This window comes from Rhodococcus sp. 06-221-2, assembly GCF_002258365.1.
GTDB classification, from domain to species: Bacteria; Actinomycetota; Actinomycetes; order Mycobacteriales; family Mycobacteriaceae; genus Rhodococcoides; species Rhodococcoides fascians.
Genome location: NZ_NOYJ01000030.1, coordinates 260,818 through 275,285, shown reverse-complemented (window position 1 = coordinate 275,285; position 14,468 = coordinate 260,818). Strand labels below are relative to the sequence as shown.

Sequence of the window (14,468 nt, the reverse complement as noted above, 5' to 3'; positions counted from 1 at the left end):
ACCTTTCGTGCTATGCGATCGAGCGATCGTGCGCGAGAGCTGCGTCGTACCGCCTGGAGGCGAGCTCGGCGACTGCCGGATGAGGGCCCAGAACATCGGCGTACGTCACGTTCGGGACGCCGTCCAGCACCTGTGAGATGCGGTCGGTGAGCCTCCCGGGTGCCAGGAACCAGGGAGCCACCACGATCCGGGTGGCTCCCAGCGCGTGCAACTGCGCGACCGCGTCCAGTGGAGACGGATCGACGGACGTGGCGAAACAGGTGACAACTCCCGCCCAGCCGGTGCCGGACACCACTTCGTTCGCAACTCGACGGCTACGGTCGTTCGCCGAGGAGTCGCTCGATCCGACGGCAGCCAAGGCGACTCCTACCGTCGAATCGCCGAGCACCGCGCCGGCGTCGACAACACGATCGCGAACGGCGTCGACGAGAAGTGGGTCGTCGCCCAGCACCTCGGACTGACCGATCGATACGCGCGGATGCCGGACCCGTGCTGCAGCCAACAGCGCGGGCAGGTCCACCTTCGCGTGAAAAGCTTTGCCCAACAACAGTGGAACCGCGACGATGCGGGCATGTCCTGCATCGGCCAAGTTGTCGAGTACCTGCTCGACGCTGGGCTCACTCAGGTCGAGAAACGCGACGCGCACATCGAGATCCGGACGCCGTCGACGCAGGACGTCGACGGCGCGGTGGATCGTCTCGCTCGAGCGGGGATCGCGGCTGCCGTGCGCTACCGCGAGCAGAGCCGTCACGCCGGAACTGCCGACCCCAGCTCGACGGCAGCCAGTGCGTTGCCCACCAGGCCGGCTGCCAGTGTGTTGCCACCGGCCGGATCGATCAGCAAGAAGCTGCCGGTGTGCCTGTTGACGGCGTAGTCGTCGGCCACGATCGGCTCGGCAACGCGAACAGAAATGCGTCCGATTTCGTTGAGCTCCAACGATTCCGGGCCCTCGTGTGCAGTGAGGTCCTGTTCGTCGAAACGCTCGACGAGAGCCCCGACGATGGCCTGGGTGGTACGAGTGCCGTGCTTGAGTAGCAGACGAGCGCCCGGGCGAAGCGGCTTCTCGGCGAGCCAGCACACCGTGGCCTCGAAGTCGCCGATCGGTTCCGGTGCGTCCTGCGGGGAGGCGATGGTGTCGCCGCGCGAGACGTCGACATCGTCGGCCAGAACGAGGGTGACGCTACGGCCGGCATGCGCGGTACGCAGCTCGCCGTCCGCGGTGTCGATGCGCTCGACTGTCGTTCGGGTGCCCGACGGCAGGATGACGACCTCGTCGCCGACGTCGACGGAGCCTGCTGCGACCTGGCCGGCATATCCGCGATAGTCCGGGAATTCCGCTGTGCGCGGCCGGATCACGTACTGCACGGGGAAGCGCAGACCGACCCGGTGCGGTTCGGCGTCCACCGGGACCGACTCGAGGTGCTCGATGAGGGTGGGCCCGTCGTAGTACGGGGTCTTGTCGGACTTGACCGCGACGTTGTCGCCGTGCAGCGCGGACACCGGAATTTCGATGACGTCCTCGGTGGACCAGCCGAGCGAGGAAGTCAGCGAATTGAACTCTGCCGAGATCTCGGCGAAGACGGTCGCAGGGTCCTCGACCAGATCGATCTTGTTGACGGCGAGCACCAGACGCGGAACGCCGAGGAGGGCCAGGACCGCTGCATGCCTTCGGGTCTGAGTGATCACGCCTTTGCGGGCGTCGACGAGCAGGATGACCAACTGCGCCGTCGACGCGCCCGAGACGGTGTTGCGGGTGTACTGCACGTGGCCGGGGGTGTCGGCCAAAACGAAGGAGCGATTGGGCGTCGCGAAGTACCGGTAGGCAACGTCGATCGTGATGCCCTGTTCACGCTCGGCCCGTAGACCGTCGACGAGCAGCGACAGATCGGGAGTGGACAATCCTTTGTCCACCGAGGCCCGAGTGACGGCGTCGATCTGGTCTGCCAGAACGGATTTGGTGTCGTACAACAGCCGTCCGACGAGAGTGGACTTGCCGTCGTCGACGCTGCCCGCGGTGGCGAGGCGAAGAAGCTGAGTGCCGCGAGTGGAGCCTGCGGAATGACCATTGGATATGCCCGTGCTGCTCATCAGAAGTATCCTTCTCGTTTGCGATCTTCCATGGCAGCCTCGGACACGCGGTCGTCGCCGCGAGTGGCTCCGCGTTCGGTCAGCCTGGACGCGGCGACCTCGGCCAGGATTGCCTGATTGTCGGCAGCCTCGGACAGGACGGCGCCGGTGGTGGATCCGTCGCCGACGGTGCGGTAGCGCACCGACAGTGTCTGCAACTCTTCACCTTCGGCCGGTCCGCCCCAGACGCCCGGCGTCATCCACATGCCGTCGCGCTGATACACCGGGCGCTTGTGGGCGTAGTAGATGCTGGCCAACTCCACGTCGTCGCGAGCGATGTAGCGCCAGATGTCGAGTTCGGTGAAATTGCTGAGCGGGAACACGCGCACCTGCTCGCCGGGGGAGTGCTTGCCGTTGTACAGGTTCCACAGTTCCGGGCGCTGCTTCTTGGGCTCCCACTGCCCGAATGCATTGCGCAGCGAGAAGATTCGCTCCTTGGCGCGGGCGCGTTCCTCGTCGCGTCGGGCACCGCCGAACACGGCGTCGAACCGGTTCTCGGAGATCGCGTCGAGGAGAGGAACGGTCTGCAGAGGGTTGCGGATGCCGTCGGGGCGCTCGGTGAGACGTCCGTCGGCGAGGTACTCCTCGACGCTGGCCACGTGCAGGCGCAGGTTGTACTTCGCAACCACGTGGTCGCGGAAATCCAGCACCTCCTGCAGGTTGTGCCCGGTGTCGACGTGCAGCAGCGCGAACGGCAGGGGAGCGGGCCAGAACGCCTTGATGGCCAGGTGCAGCAGAACGGTGGAGTCCTTGCCGCCCGAGAACAGGATGACGGGGCGCTCGAATTCGCCGGCCACCTCTCGGAAGATGTGGATGGCTTCGGATTCGAGTGCGTCGAGGGTGTCGAACCGATCTGCATCGAGATGGGTGCGTCCGACGGTCGCCGTCGTGAGGTCGAGTGTCATGAGGCGTGCAACCCACATTCGGTCTTGGCCTTGCCGGCCCAACGACCGCTGCGCGGGTCGGCTCCGGGGGCAGGTTTGACGGTGCACGGTGCGCACCCGATGGACGGATATCCCTCGTCGACGAGAGGGTTGACCAGGATCGAATGTTCGTCGATGTAGGCCTGCATCTCCTCGTCCGACCACGGTGCGATCGGGTTGATCTTCACCAGGCCGAAGGCGTCGTCGAACGAGATCAACGGAGCGTTGGCGCGCGTCGGGGCCTCGACTCGCCGGATGCCGGTGACCCACGCGCTGTAGTTCGCCAGTTCCTTCTTCAGCGGCGCCACTTTGCGCATCGCGCAGCAGCGGTTCGGTTCGCGGGCGAACAGGTCCTTGCCGTCGATCGCATCCTGTTCTGCCACAGTCTTCTCGGCGCGGGCGTTGACGACGTGCACGCCGTAGACGGCCTCGACGGCATCGCGCGTTCCGATGGTCTCGGCAAAGTGGTAACCGGTGTCGAGGAACAACACGTCCACTCCGGGATGAACCTGTGCAGCGAGGTGAACGAGAACCCCGTCCTGCATGTTGGAGGCGACGATGAAGTCGCTACCGAAGGTGTCCTCGGTCCATTGCAACAACTCGAGCGGGCTTGCGCCGTCGAGTTCGCGGGCACCGCGCTCTGCGATGTCCTTCAGTTGGTCGACCGTCAAATTCAGTCTGGTACTCATCGCAAATCCGCCTCGTCTGCTCGCACGGCCCATTGAGCGAACCGTTCGCCGTCTTCGCGGTGCTTGTCGAAATTGCGCACCACTCTGTCGATGTAATCTCCCAGCTCGGAGCTGTTGACCTTGTGCTGACGCAACTTTCGGCCGAACGCACTGTCCAGGCCGAGGCTGCCTCCGAGGTGAACCTGGAAACCCTCGATCTGATTCCCGTCCCCGTCGTCGACCAACTGACCCTTGAAGCCGATGTCGGCGATCTGCGACCGCGCGCACGAGTTGGGGCAACCGTTGATGTTGATCGTGATCGGAACGTCGAGTCGACTGTTGATGTCGGACAAGCGCTCTTCGAGCTCGGGGACGAGAACCTGTGAGCGCTTGCGGGTTTCGGCGAACGAGAGCTTGCAGAACTCGATGCCACTGCACGCCATCAGATTCTTGCGCCAATGCGAGGGGCGGGCAGGCAGGCCCAGCGCATCGAGGTCCGAGATCAGCTGCTCGAGCGTCTCGTCCGGAACATCCAGCACGATCAGCTTCTGATACGGCGTGAATCGGACGCGATCCGACCCGGCCTTCTCGGCGGCGTCGGCGACGGCCGCGAGGATGGTGCCGGACACGCGACCCGCGATGGGCGCGACACCGACGGCGTTGAGCCCGTTCTTGAGCTTCTGGATCCCGACATGATCACGGGGCCGAGCGGGCTTCTCGGGAGCCGGGCCGTCGATGAGCTTGCGGTGCAGGTACTCGTCCTCGAGGACCTGGCGGAACTTCTCGATGCCCCAGTCCTTGATGAGAAACTTCAGGCGCGCCTTGGTGCGAAGCCGGCGGTAGCCGTAGTCACGGAAGATCGAGACGACGCCTTCCCACACATCGGGAACGTCCGCGAGCGGAACCCAGACACCGACGCGCTGCGCGAGCATCGGGTTGGTGGACAGGCCGCCGCCGACCCACAGGTCGAGTCCTGGTCCGTGCTCGGGGTGGTTCACACCGATGAAGGCGACGTCGTTGATCTCGTGCACCACGTCCTGCAGACCCGAGATCGCGGTCTTGAACTTGCGTGGCAGGTTCGAGTACTCGGGCTTGCCGATGTAGCGCTCGACGATCTCGTCGATGGCCGGCGTCGGGTCGAGAATCTCGTCGACCGCTTCACCTGCCAGTGGGGAGCCGAGCACGACACGGGGGCAGTCTCCGCACGCCTCGGTCGTCTTCAGGCCGACTGCCTCGATTCGACGCCAGATCTCGGGGACGTTCTCGACCTCGATCCAGTGGAACTGGACGTTCTCGCGATCGGAGAGGTCTGCGGTGTCGCGCCCGAACTCCTTCGAGATCTGAGCCAGAGTGCGCAGCTGCTCCAGATTCAATGCACCGGCATCGCACCGGATGCGCATCATGAAGTACTTCGCCTCGAGCAGGTCGATGTTGTCGTCACCGGTGAAGGTGCCGTCGTAGCCCTGTTCACGCTGGGTGTAGAGACCCCACCAGCGGAACCGGCCGCGCAGATCGCCCTTGTCGATGCTGTCGAAACCCTGTTTCGAGTAGATGTTCTCGATGCGGGCGCGCACGTTGAGCGGGTTGTCGTCCTTCTTGGACTGCTCGTTGGCGTTGAGCGGCTCTCGATAGCCCAGAGCCCACTGGCCTTCGGCGCGACGCTTGGTCGGCCGCGGCGCTCGCTCTCGCGGTGTGGCGGAGGCAGCGTCGGTGGTCGCGTCGCTGGTCGACGACATGCAATGCTCCTGCATCTTCGGTGCGGGCCGGCTCCGATCGTTGCGCAGAAGAGCGCTCACGAAATGGTGCGGAACCGGTGGATCGAATGGACGTGCTCCAAGGAGGGCTGGGTCAGCAGCCGGTCGTGTGTCGACACGACGCGCTGCAGACGCGGCCGAGATCGACATGGCGGCGCGCCACGAGTCGAATTCCTGAGTCGGTCACGGGTGCCATTGTGCCACGTCATCGACCGGGTGCCGACCGCGGCGGCCTATTTACCCCGAAATTCCGGTAAATAGGCTGGCAGGGTGCGAGTCGTGCGTGCACAACGCCCTGGGCGGCGCGTGGATCGGGCCGGCGGTGAACTCTGGGACACTGGAGTCCGTGAATACCGTCGTCGATACCTCCTCAGTCTTCGAGCTGCCGTCCGGCGCATTCGACGGAGTGGGGGAACGTGCGTTCGGGATCTACGTGCATGTGCCCTTCTGCGCCACGCGATGCGGGTACTGCGACTTCAATACGTATACGGCCGGGGAGCTGGGCACATCGGCGTCGCCGCAGTCTTGGTTGGAGGGTCTGCGCAGAGAACTCGACGCTGCGGCGAACCTGATCGGAACGGGCGCGGGTCGAGTACCGACAGCCGACACCGTCTTCGTCGGAGGTGGGACGCCGTCGTTGCTCGGAGGCGACGGCCTCGCGGACGTATTGGGCGCGGTCCGGTCGAGCTTCGGGCTGTCCGACGGTGCGGAAGTGACCACGGAATCGAACCCGGAATCGACGTCGCCTGCATTCTTCGAGCGGCTGCGCGACGCCGGGTTCACGCGGGTGTCGTTGGGCATGCAGTCCGCGGCACCGCACGTTCTGGCGGTTCTGGATCGCACCCACACTCCGGGACGAGCGGTGGCCGCGGCGAAGGAAGCGTCCGCAGCCGGCTTCGAGCACGTGAACCTCGACCTCATCTACGGAACGCCGGGCGAGCGAGACAGTGACCTCGACCAATCACTCGCGGCGGTGCTCGACGCGGGCGTCGACCATGTCTCCGCGTACGCACTGATCGTCGAGGACGGCACCGCCATGGCGCGAAAGGTGCGTCGAGGTGAGTTGCCCGCACCCGACGACGACGTGTTGGCGAGCCGATACGAGCGCATCGACACGGCCATGAACGCGGCAGGCCTGTCCTGGTACGAGGTATCGAACTGGGCCGCCGATGCCGATGCGCGTTGCCGGCACAACATCGGCTACTGGGACGGCGGCGATTGGTGGGGTGCCGGGCCGGGAGCGCACAGCCACATCGGCGGCACGCGATTCTGGAACGTCAAACACCCGGCCACCTACGCCGATCGACTCGCCGCGGGCGAGTTGCCGGTGCAGGGCAGTGAGCTGCTCACCGCGCAGGATCGTCATCTCGAAGAACTGATGCTGACCGTGCGTCTGCGCTCAGGAGTGCCGATGAGCCTGCTGGGGCCGACCGAGCTCGCAGCCGCCGAGCAGACCGTGGCGGACGGGTTGATGGTGCAGCGAGGCGATCACCTCGTGCTGACCGACCGCGGCCGGTTGCTCGCCGACGCCGTGGTGCGCACCATCGCCGCGGCCTGAACGATCTGTTTCAGGCTGCAGTGTTCTCAGGCTTTCGAACCCTCAGGCTCCCAGGGCGTCGTAGTCGAACACTCTGGCGTGCAACACCGTTCGACTGCGCAGCGCCGCCCGGACAGCGCGGTGCAGACCGTCCTCGAGGTAGATGACGCCTCGGAACTGCACAGCATGGGGGAACAGGTCGCCGTAGAAGGTGGAGTCCTCGGACAACAACCGGTCGAGTTCGAGCACCTTGGTGGTGGTGACGATCTCGTCCAAACGCAGTTGGCGTGGAGGAATTCTTGACCAGTCCCTGATGGACAGGCCGTGCTCCGGGTAGGGCTTTCCGTCTCGTACACCCTTGAAGATCATCGCGAGCCTCGAACCGCTGGACCGAATCGAAAGACAGTTTCCACTCGGACCACAGTAAGGCCTTGCACGAGCATGCGTTCCTCGGCTACTAGACTCGAGCGACGATTGGCAACGAGAACGGAGGTGGGCACCGATGTCGAGCACCGACGACAGGCGGTTCGAGGTTCTGCGAGCGATCGTGGCGGACTACGTGTCCACTCAGGAGCCCGTCGGATCGCGTGCTCTTGTCGAGCGTCACAACTTGGGTGTGTCGAGTGCGACCGTGCGCAACGACATGGCTGTCCTCGAGGCAGAGGGCTACATCGCCCAACCGCACACCAGCTCCGGGCGGGTGCCGACCGACAAGGGCTACCGCCAGTTCGTGGACCGGATCGCCGACGTCAAACCGTTGTCAGCGGCCGAGCGTCGCGCCATTCTGGAGTTTCTCGAGAACGGCGTCGACCTGGACGATGTGCTGCGCCGCGGGGTTCGACTGCTCGCTCAGCTGACCCGGCAGGTAGCCGTGGTTCAGTACCCGACGCTGTCGGCGTCCTCGGTTCGACATCTGGAGGTCGTCGCTCTCACACCGGCTCGGCTGCTGTTGGTGCTCATCACCGACTCCGGCCGGGTCGATCAGCGCATCGTCGAACTAGGTGACGTCATCGACGACGAGAACTTGGCCCAGTTGCGGCGGTTGCTCGGCGGCGCACTGGAAGGCAAGCGGCTGGCAGCGGCGTCCGCCGCCGTGGCCGAGCTGGCCGAAAATGCACCTCCCGCCCTGCGTGACGCGATGATTCGTTCGGCCACGGTGCTGGTGGAATCGCTCGTCGAACATCCCGAGGAGCGGCTGGTTCTCGGCGGAACGGCCAATCTGACGCGCAACGCGGCGGACTTCGCGGGCGACGCAGGGTTTCCGGGATCGCTCCGAGCGGTACTCGAAGCGCTGGAAGAGCAAGTGGTGGTACTCAAGCTGCTCGCCGTGACGCAGGACACCCGCACCGTCACCGTGCGTATCGGCGAGGAGACGCAGGTCGAGGAGATGCGCGGAACATCGGTGATTTCCACCGGATACGGCTCTGCTGGCATGGTCCTGGGAGGGATGGGCGTTCTCGGCCCCACCCGAATGGACTATCCAGGAACAATCGCGTCGGTCGCGGCGGTTGCCAGGTACATCGGCGAGGTCCTGGCCGAGCGCTGACGCGAGCCGACGATCCATCGTCGGCCGCGGGGGCACAGCGGCCGCGACACAGCATCAACGAACGAGATTCATCTTCTAGGACGAAAGAGACGACGTGGCACGGGATTATTACGGGACTTTGGGCGTCGGCCAGCAGGCGACGGACCAGGAGATCAAACGCGCTTACCGCAAATTGGCGCGAGAGTTGCACCCGGACGTGAACCCGGACGAGGCCGCACAGGCCCGGTTCAAGGACATTTCCACCGCATACGAGGTGCTCTCCGATCCGGAGAAGCGTCGAATCGTCGACCTCGGCGGCGATCCTCTGCAGCAGGGCGGCGGCGGTGGTGGCGGCGGATTCGGCGGTGCCGGATTCGGCGGCGGCCTCGGCGACGTCTTCGAAGCGTTCTTCGGCGGCGGCGCAGGCGGTGGACAGCGCGGACCCAAGGGACGCGTACAACCCGGAGCCGATTCGCTGCTGCGAACCAAACTCACCCTCGACGAATGCGCCACCGGCGTCACCAAGCACATCACCGTCGACACGGCGATCCTGTGCGACCTGTGCACCGGCTCGGGCACCAACGGCGATTCCAAGCCCGTTCGGTGCGAGACCTGTGGCGGTGCCGGCGAAGTGCAGTCGGTGCAGCGCTCGTTCCTCGGCCAGGTCATGACCAGCCGTCCGTGCCCCACCTGCCGCGGTGCAGGCGAGACCATCCCGGACCCCTGCCGAAAGTGCGGCGGCGACGGCCGGGTGCGTTCGCGTCGGGACATCTCGGTGAAGGTCCCGGTCGGCGTCAGCAACGGCATGCGCATCAGGTTGGCCTCGCAGGGCGAGGTCGGGCCGGGTGGCGGCCCCGCAGGCGATCTCTACGTGGAGATCGTCGAGCAGCAGCACGAGGTGTTCGTCCGTGACGGCGACGATCTGCACTGCACCGTTCGCGTCCCGATGGTCGACGCGGCACTCGGGACGTCGGTGACGGTCGACGCCATCATCGACGGCCCGACCGAAATTTCGATCGAGCAAGGGACACAACCGAACTCGACGACGGTGCTGCGCGGGCACGGGATGCCCAAGCTTCGTTCCGGTATCCGCGGTGACCTGCACGCCCACCTCGAGGTCATCGTGCCGACCAAGCTGGACAGCAAGCAGACCCACCTGCTCGAACAGCTCAAGACCATGCGCGACCGCGATTCGGCGGAGGTCGTCACCACCGGTTCGGCACACAGCGGTGGCCTGTTCTCGCGGTTGCGGGAAGCCTTCAGCGGGCGCTGATTCATGGCCCCCACGGTCTTCTACCTCACGCCGCTGCCGGCCGTGGGAGAGCTCGCCGTGCTCGACGGCAAAGAAGGTCATCACGCCGCGACCGTGCGGCGGATCCGAGTCGGCGAGCGGCTGCTGCTCAGTGACGGTGCCGGCGGTCTGGCCGACACGGTCGTCGTCGGTGCCGAGAAGAACCGACTCGAACTGACGGTGCAGTCGCGCACGGATATGCCGCGAGCCACTCCCACGGTGACGCTGGTTCAGGCGCTGCCGAAGGCGGACCGTTCCGAACTGGCGATCGAGCTGGCCACCGAGGCCGGGATCGACGCCGTGGTGCCGTGGCAGTCGGCGCGATGCGTCGCTCGCTGGGAAGGGCCCAAGGCGACCAAGGGGGTCGCGCGCTGGCGCAGCACCGCCGCCGAGGCGGCCAAGCAATCGCGTCGCGCATACATCCCCGAGGTCTCCGAGTTGCACGATTCACGCTCGGTGTACGCACTCGTGAACCGGATCGTGGCGGGCGGCGGCATCGTCGCCGTGTTGCACGAAGCGGCCACCTCGGCATTTCGCGACCTGCCGTTCGATTCGGTGCCCGAGGTCGCGATCGTCGTCGGACCCGAGGGTGGCCTCGACGACAGAGAGATCGCGGCTCTGACCGAGGCAGGCGCGACCCCGGTGGTGCTGGGGCCGACGGTGCTGCGAACCTCGACGGCCGGAGCTGTTGCGTTGGGAGCTCTCGGCGTTCTGACGACGCGGTGGGCGCAACTTCCGCCCGATTTCCCGAACGCATGAGCGTTCGCATCAAGATCGCGTACGGCGAGCATCCGGAACAGTTCGGTCACCTCTATCTGCCGTCCGCGCCGGTCACGCCCGCGACACCGGTGGTCGTGATCGTGCACGGTGGATTCTGGAGTGGGCAGTACGCGTCGAATCTGGGCACCCAGTTCGCCCGAGCTGTCGCCGGAGCCGGTGCGGTGGCCTGGAACATCGAGTACAGACGCGTCGGTGCGGGCGGGCACTGGCCGGAGATGCAGGCCGACGTGCGCGCCGCACTCGACGCCGTGGCCGGGGTGGTACAGCACCACGCCCCGGTCGGTGTCGACGATGTCCGCGTCATCGGGCACTCGGCGGGCGGCCACCTGGCAGTGTGGCTCGGCGGCGAAACCGACACGACGGTCCGGCCGTCGCGCATCGTCTCGCAGGCGGGTGTCCTCGATCTGGAGCCGCGCGGGGCGTCGGGACGTACCAATCCGGCGGTCGAGGCCCTGCTGCAGGCCCGCTACGACGACGAGCCCGAGCTGTACCGGTCGGCCTCACCTCTGGCCCGACTACCCATCGGCATCCCGACGATCTGTCTGCACGGATCCGATGACCTTCAGGTCCCGGCTTCGCAGAGCTCGAGGTACGTCGAGGCCGCACGAGCCGCGGGCGACGACGCGGAGCCGGCGATCGTGCCGGGCGAGGACCACTTCGCCTTCCTGAACCCGGATTCGCGGTGCTGGGCGCTCTCGCTCGAGGCCGTCCTGGGCGAGCGCCGTGGGTAATAGGAATGCGCATCGATCCTGCGGCGTTAAACTTGGTCCGAGCGCGACCTGACGGACGCGTTCGAAAACATCAGCGTCACCGGTCGAAACAAGAGAGCAGGCCATAGCCACCACGTGAGTGAACACAGCGAATTTCCCGCCGAGCGCGACGTTCGGTCCACCTTGGAGCTCGCCCCCGAAGCAGTGATGCCGCTGCTGGGACAGTCCGACGAGAACCTCCGGGCGCTCGAGCAGATGCTGACGGCCGACATCCACGTACGAGGAAACGCCGTGACGCTCACCGGGAAGGTGCCCGATGTGGCGTTGGCCGAGCGGGTGATCACCGAATTGGCGGCATTGGCCAAACGTGCTCAGCCACTGACTCCCGATGCAGTGCGCCGGTCGATCGCCATGCTCACCGAGGGGGTGTCGGATTCTCCCGCCGAGGTGCTGAGCCTGGACATTCTGTCGCGTCGAGGCAAGACCATTCGGCCCAAGACGTTGAACCAGAAGCGCTACGTCGACGCGATCGATGCCAACACGATCGTGTTCGGAATCGGTCCTGCCGGAACGGGCAAGACCTACCTGGCCATGGCCAAGGCAGTGCAGGCATTGCAGACCAAGCAGGTCAGCCGCATCATCCTGACGCGGCCTGCGGTGGAGGCAGGTGAGCGTCTGGGCTTTCTGCCCGGAACCTTGCACGAGAAGATCGACCCGTATCTGCGTCCACTGCACGACGCCTTGCACGACATGATGGACGACGAGGCCATCCCCAAGCTGATGCAGGCCGGAGTCATCGAGGTCGCGCCGCTCGCCTACATGCGTGGCCGTACGCTCAACGACGCGTTCATCATTCTCGACGAGGCGCAGAACACCACGGCCGAACAGATGAAGATGTTCCTCACGCGTCTCGGATTCGGATCGAAGATCGTCGTCACCGGAGACGTGACGCAGGTCGACCTACCCGGAGGTGCCCGCTCGGGCCTTCGTGCGGCGTCGGAGATTCTCACCGATGTGGACGACATCCATTTCGCGCAACTGACCAGTAGTGACGTGGTGCGTCACCGGCTCGTCTCGGAAATCGTCGACGCCTACGAGCGCTTCGAGGCCGCATCGGAGGGCGTCATCGCGAACCGCGCGCAACGCCGTGCCGGTGGGCCGCGTTCGGCGAGAAGATGATTCAGGCGTACGGAAACGGTAATGCAGGCAACGAGAGCGTGGGTAGTGGCTAGATGAGTATCGAAGTGTCCAACGAGTCGGGGATGGACATCTCCGAGCCCGAACTGGTCTCGGTCGCACGGTTCGCGATCGCCGGCATGGACGTGCACCCCGCTGCGGAACTGTCCATGGTGCTGGTGGATTCGGCAACCATGGCAGATCTGCACATGCGCTGGATGGATCTGCCCGGACCCACCGACGTGATGTCGTTTCCGATGGACGAGCTCGAACCGGGCGGTCGCCCCGATGCTCCCGAGCCCGGACCGGCGATGCTCGGAGACATCGTGCTGTGCCCGTCCTTCGCGGCGGATCAGGCCGCGGCAGCAGGACATTCGCTCGAACACGAGCTCGCGCTGCTCACCGTGCACGGCGTGCTGCACCTGCTCGGCTACGACCACGCCGAGCCGGACGAAGAGAAGGAAATGTTCGAGCTGCAGAACCGTCTGCTGGCCGAATGGTACGAGGACGCCAGGCGTGCGGAGCAGGCAGCCGAACAGGCCGTTCGAGACGCTCGGCTGCTCGGCAAGGCCGGCTTCGTCGACGGTCTCGACCGATGATGTGCGTGTTCGGACCAGCGGGAGTGCGGGGTCCTAGCGCGTGAGCAGTGCTGCCGCACTCATCGTCTTCGCCGTTCTGCTGGTTCCTCTCGGCGGCTTGTTCGCCGCAGTCGATTCGGCCCTGAACACCGTCTCGCGGGCGCGAATCGAAGACATGGTCAAGGACGAGCGACCGGGTGCCACTGGCCTCGTCGTCGTGGTTGCCGACCGCCCGCGGTACGTCAATCTCATGGTGCTGCTTCGTATTCTGTGCGAAATCGGCGGCACGGTGCTGCTCGCAGGCGGCCTGACCCAATTGATCGACTCGACCACCGCGCTCGTGATAACCGCTGTGGCAATGGTTTTGGTCAGTTACGTCGTGATCGGCGTCGGTCCGAGAACGCTGGGTAGGCAGAACGCGTACTCGATCGCGCTCGCCGCAGCGTTGCCGTTGCGCGCCCTCGGCTGGCTCCTCGGGCCGATCAGCAGGCTGCTCATTCTCATCGGTAACGCGATCACCCCGGGTAAGGGATTTCGCAACGGCCCGTTCGCATCCGAGATCGAGCTTCGTGAGCTGGTCGACATGGCGCGCGAGCGCGGAGTCGTGGCCGACGACGAACGCCGAATGATTCAATCGGTGTTCGAGCTGGGCGATACCTCGGCCCGCGAGGTCATGGTGCCGCGGCCCGAAATGGTGTGGATCGAATCCGACAAGTCGGCGGGGCAGGCGACGTCGCTGGCCGTGCGCAGTGGGCACTCTCGCATCCCGGTGATCGGCGAGAACGTGGACGATATCGTCGGCGTGGTGTACCTCAAAGACCTTGTGCAGCAGACGTATTACTCCACCGACGGTGGGCGAGGCGTACAGGTCTCCGAACTGATGCGTCCGGCGGTGTTCGTGCCGGACTCCAAGCCGCTCGACAGTCTTCTCGCCGAGATGCAGCGAGACCGAAACCACATGGCGTTGTTGGTCGACGAGTACGGCGGCATCGCGGGCCTGGTGACCATCGAGGACGTCATCGAGGAGATCGTCGGGGAGATCGCCGACGAATACGACTCGGACGAGGTAGCACCCATCGAGCAACTCGAAGACGGACGGTTCCGGGTGTCCTCGCGGGTACCGCTGGAGGATCTGGGCGAAATCTTCGGTATCGACATCGAATCCGAGGAGGTCGATACCGTCGGCGGACTCCTCGGCTACGAGCTCGGCCGAGTGCCGCTGCCCGGTTCCGAAGTAACCACTCACGGACTGTTGCTGCGCGGGGAGGGTGGAGCCGACCCCAAGGGCCGCGTCCGCATCACCACCGTGCTGGTCGAAAAGCTCGAACCCGACGAAGAATCCACCGAGGACGACGACTCGTCGGACGTCACTCACCAACACTGAAATCTGGAGGTGCTC

General features: G+C 65.6%; 14 protein-coding genes. 8 read left to right on the top strand and 6 right to left on the bottom strand.

All coding sequences use genetic code 11. The features are described from left to right. Positions 1 to 10: 10 nt before the first annotated feature. The 5 genes from CH281_RS17500 to CH281_RS17480 are packed head-to-tail and all read right to left on the bottom strand — an operon-like array spanning position 11 to position 5,454. Positions 11 to 751 carry a sirohydrochlorin chelatase gene (locus CH281_RS17500; RefSeq protein ID WP_094694958.1) on the bottom strand — a complete coding sequence of 247 codons (741 nt, stop codon included), beginning with the start codon at positions 749 to 751 and terminating at the stop codon, positions 11 to 13. Then, entirely contained in the window at positions 748 to 2,088 is a 1,341-nt protein-coding gene (locus tag CH281_RS17495; protein WP_045841263.1) for a sulfate adenylyltransferase subunit 1, read from the bottom strand. Before CH281_RS17495 ends, CH281_RS17500 begins: the two co-directional genes overlap by 4 nt. After that, a complete protein-coding gene (gene cysD / locus CH281_RS17490) occupies positions 2,088 to 3,032 on the bottom strand; it encodes a sulfate adenylyltransferase subunit CysD (protein ID WP_032390959.1) in 945 nt (314 codons plus the stop codon). The genes CH281_RS17495 and cysD overlap by 1 nt, the downstream gene beginning before the upstream one ends. Beyond that, on the bottom strand, positions 3,029 to 3,739 hold the full coding sequence (locus CH281_RS17485) for a phosphoadenylyl-sulfate reductase (protein WP_032368442.1): 711 nt from the start codon (positions 3,737 to 3,739) through the stop codon (positions 3,029 to 3,031). The genes cysD and CH281_RS17485 overlap by 4 nt, the downstream gene beginning before the upstream one ends. Next, entirely contained in the window at positions 3,736 to 5,454 is a 1,719-nt protein-coding gene (locus tag CH281_RS17480) for a nitrite/sulfite reductase (protein ID WP_094695349.1), read from the bottom strand. The genes CH281_RS17485 and CH281_RS17480 overlap by 4 nt, the downstream gene beginning before the upstream one ends. A gap of 364 nt (positions 5,455 to 5,818) precedes the next feature. On the opposite strand from CH281_RS17480, the gene hemW reads away from it, so the two are divergent. After that, the gene (gene hemW / locus CH281_RS17475) at positions 5,819 to 7,030 is read left to right on the top strand and encodes a radical SAM family heme chaperone HemW (protein ID WP_048318618.1); all 1,212 of its coding nucleotides are present in this window, start codon (positions 5,819 to 5,821) and stop codon (positions 7,028 to 7,030) included. Positions 7,031 to 7,072: 42 nt separating this feature from the next. On the opposite strand, the gene CH281_RS17470 is transcribed toward hemW, so the two are convergent. Then, positions 7,073 to 7,378, bottom strand: coding sequence for a type II toxin-antitoxin system VapB family antitoxin (locus CH281_RS17470; RefSeq protein WP_027497503.1), 306 nt, complete (start codon positions 7,376 to 7,378; stop codon positions 7,073 to 7,075). A gap of 133 nt (positions 7,379 to 7,511) precedes the next feature. Here CH281_RS17470 and hrcA point away from each other — a divergent pair, with 133 nt between their 5' ends. From hrcA to CH281_RS17435, 7 genes are all read left to right on the top strand, one after another. Beyond that, positions 7,512 to 8,555: a heat-inducible transcriptional repressor HrcA gene (hrcA, locus tag CH281_RS17465; protein WP_027497502.1), complete on the top strand. Its 1,044-nt coding sequence runs from the start codon at positions 7,512 to 7,514 to the stop codon at positions 8,553 to 8,555. A gap of 94 nt (positions 8,556 to 8,649) precedes the next feature. After that, positions 8,650 to 9,807 carry a molecular chaperone DnaJ gene (gene dnaJ / locus CH281_RS17460; RefSeq protein WP_027497501.1) on the top strand — a complete coding sequence of 386 codons (1,158 nt, stop codon included), beginning with the start codon at positions 8,650 to 8,652 and terminating at the stop codon, positions 9,805 to 9,807. A gap of 3 nt (positions 9,808 to 9,810) precedes the next feature. Continuing rightward, positions 9,811 to 10,584, top strand: coding sequence for a 16S rRNA (uracil(1498)-N(3))-methyltransferase (locus tag CH281_RS17455; RefSeq protein WP_032390960.1), 774 nt, complete (start codon positions 9,811 to 9,813; stop codon positions 10,582 to 10,584). Beyond that, a complete protein-coding gene (locus tag CH281_RS17450) occupies positions 10,581 to 11,336 on the top strand; it encodes an alpha/beta hydrolase family protein (RefSeq protein ID WP_094652532.1) in 756 nt (251 codons plus the stop codon). Before CH281_RS17455 ends, CH281_RS17450 begins: the two co-directional genes overlap by 4 nt. 114 nt (positions 11,337 to 11,450) lie before the next feature. After that, entirely contained in the window at positions 11,451 to 12,494 is a 1,044-nt protein-coding gene (locus tag CH281_RS17445; RefSeq protein ID WP_094694956.1) for a PhoH family protein, read from the top strand. A gap of 53 nt (positions 12,495 to 12,547) precedes the next feature. Beyond that, positions 12,548 to 13,090, top strand: a complete 543-nt coding sequence (gene ybeY / locus CH281_RS17440) for an rRNA maturation RNase YbeY (RefSeq protein WP_032368173.1) — start codon at positions 12,548 to 12,550, stop codon at positions 13,088 to 13,090. Positions 13,091 to 13,130: 40 nt separating this feature from the next. Further along, complete coding sequence (locus CH281_RS17435) at positions 13,131 to 14,453, top strand: hemolysin family protein (protein ID WP_027497496.1); 1,323 nt, start codon at positions 13,131 to 13,133, stop codon at positions 14,451 to 14,453. Positions 14,454 to 14,468 lie beyond the last annotated feature (15 nt).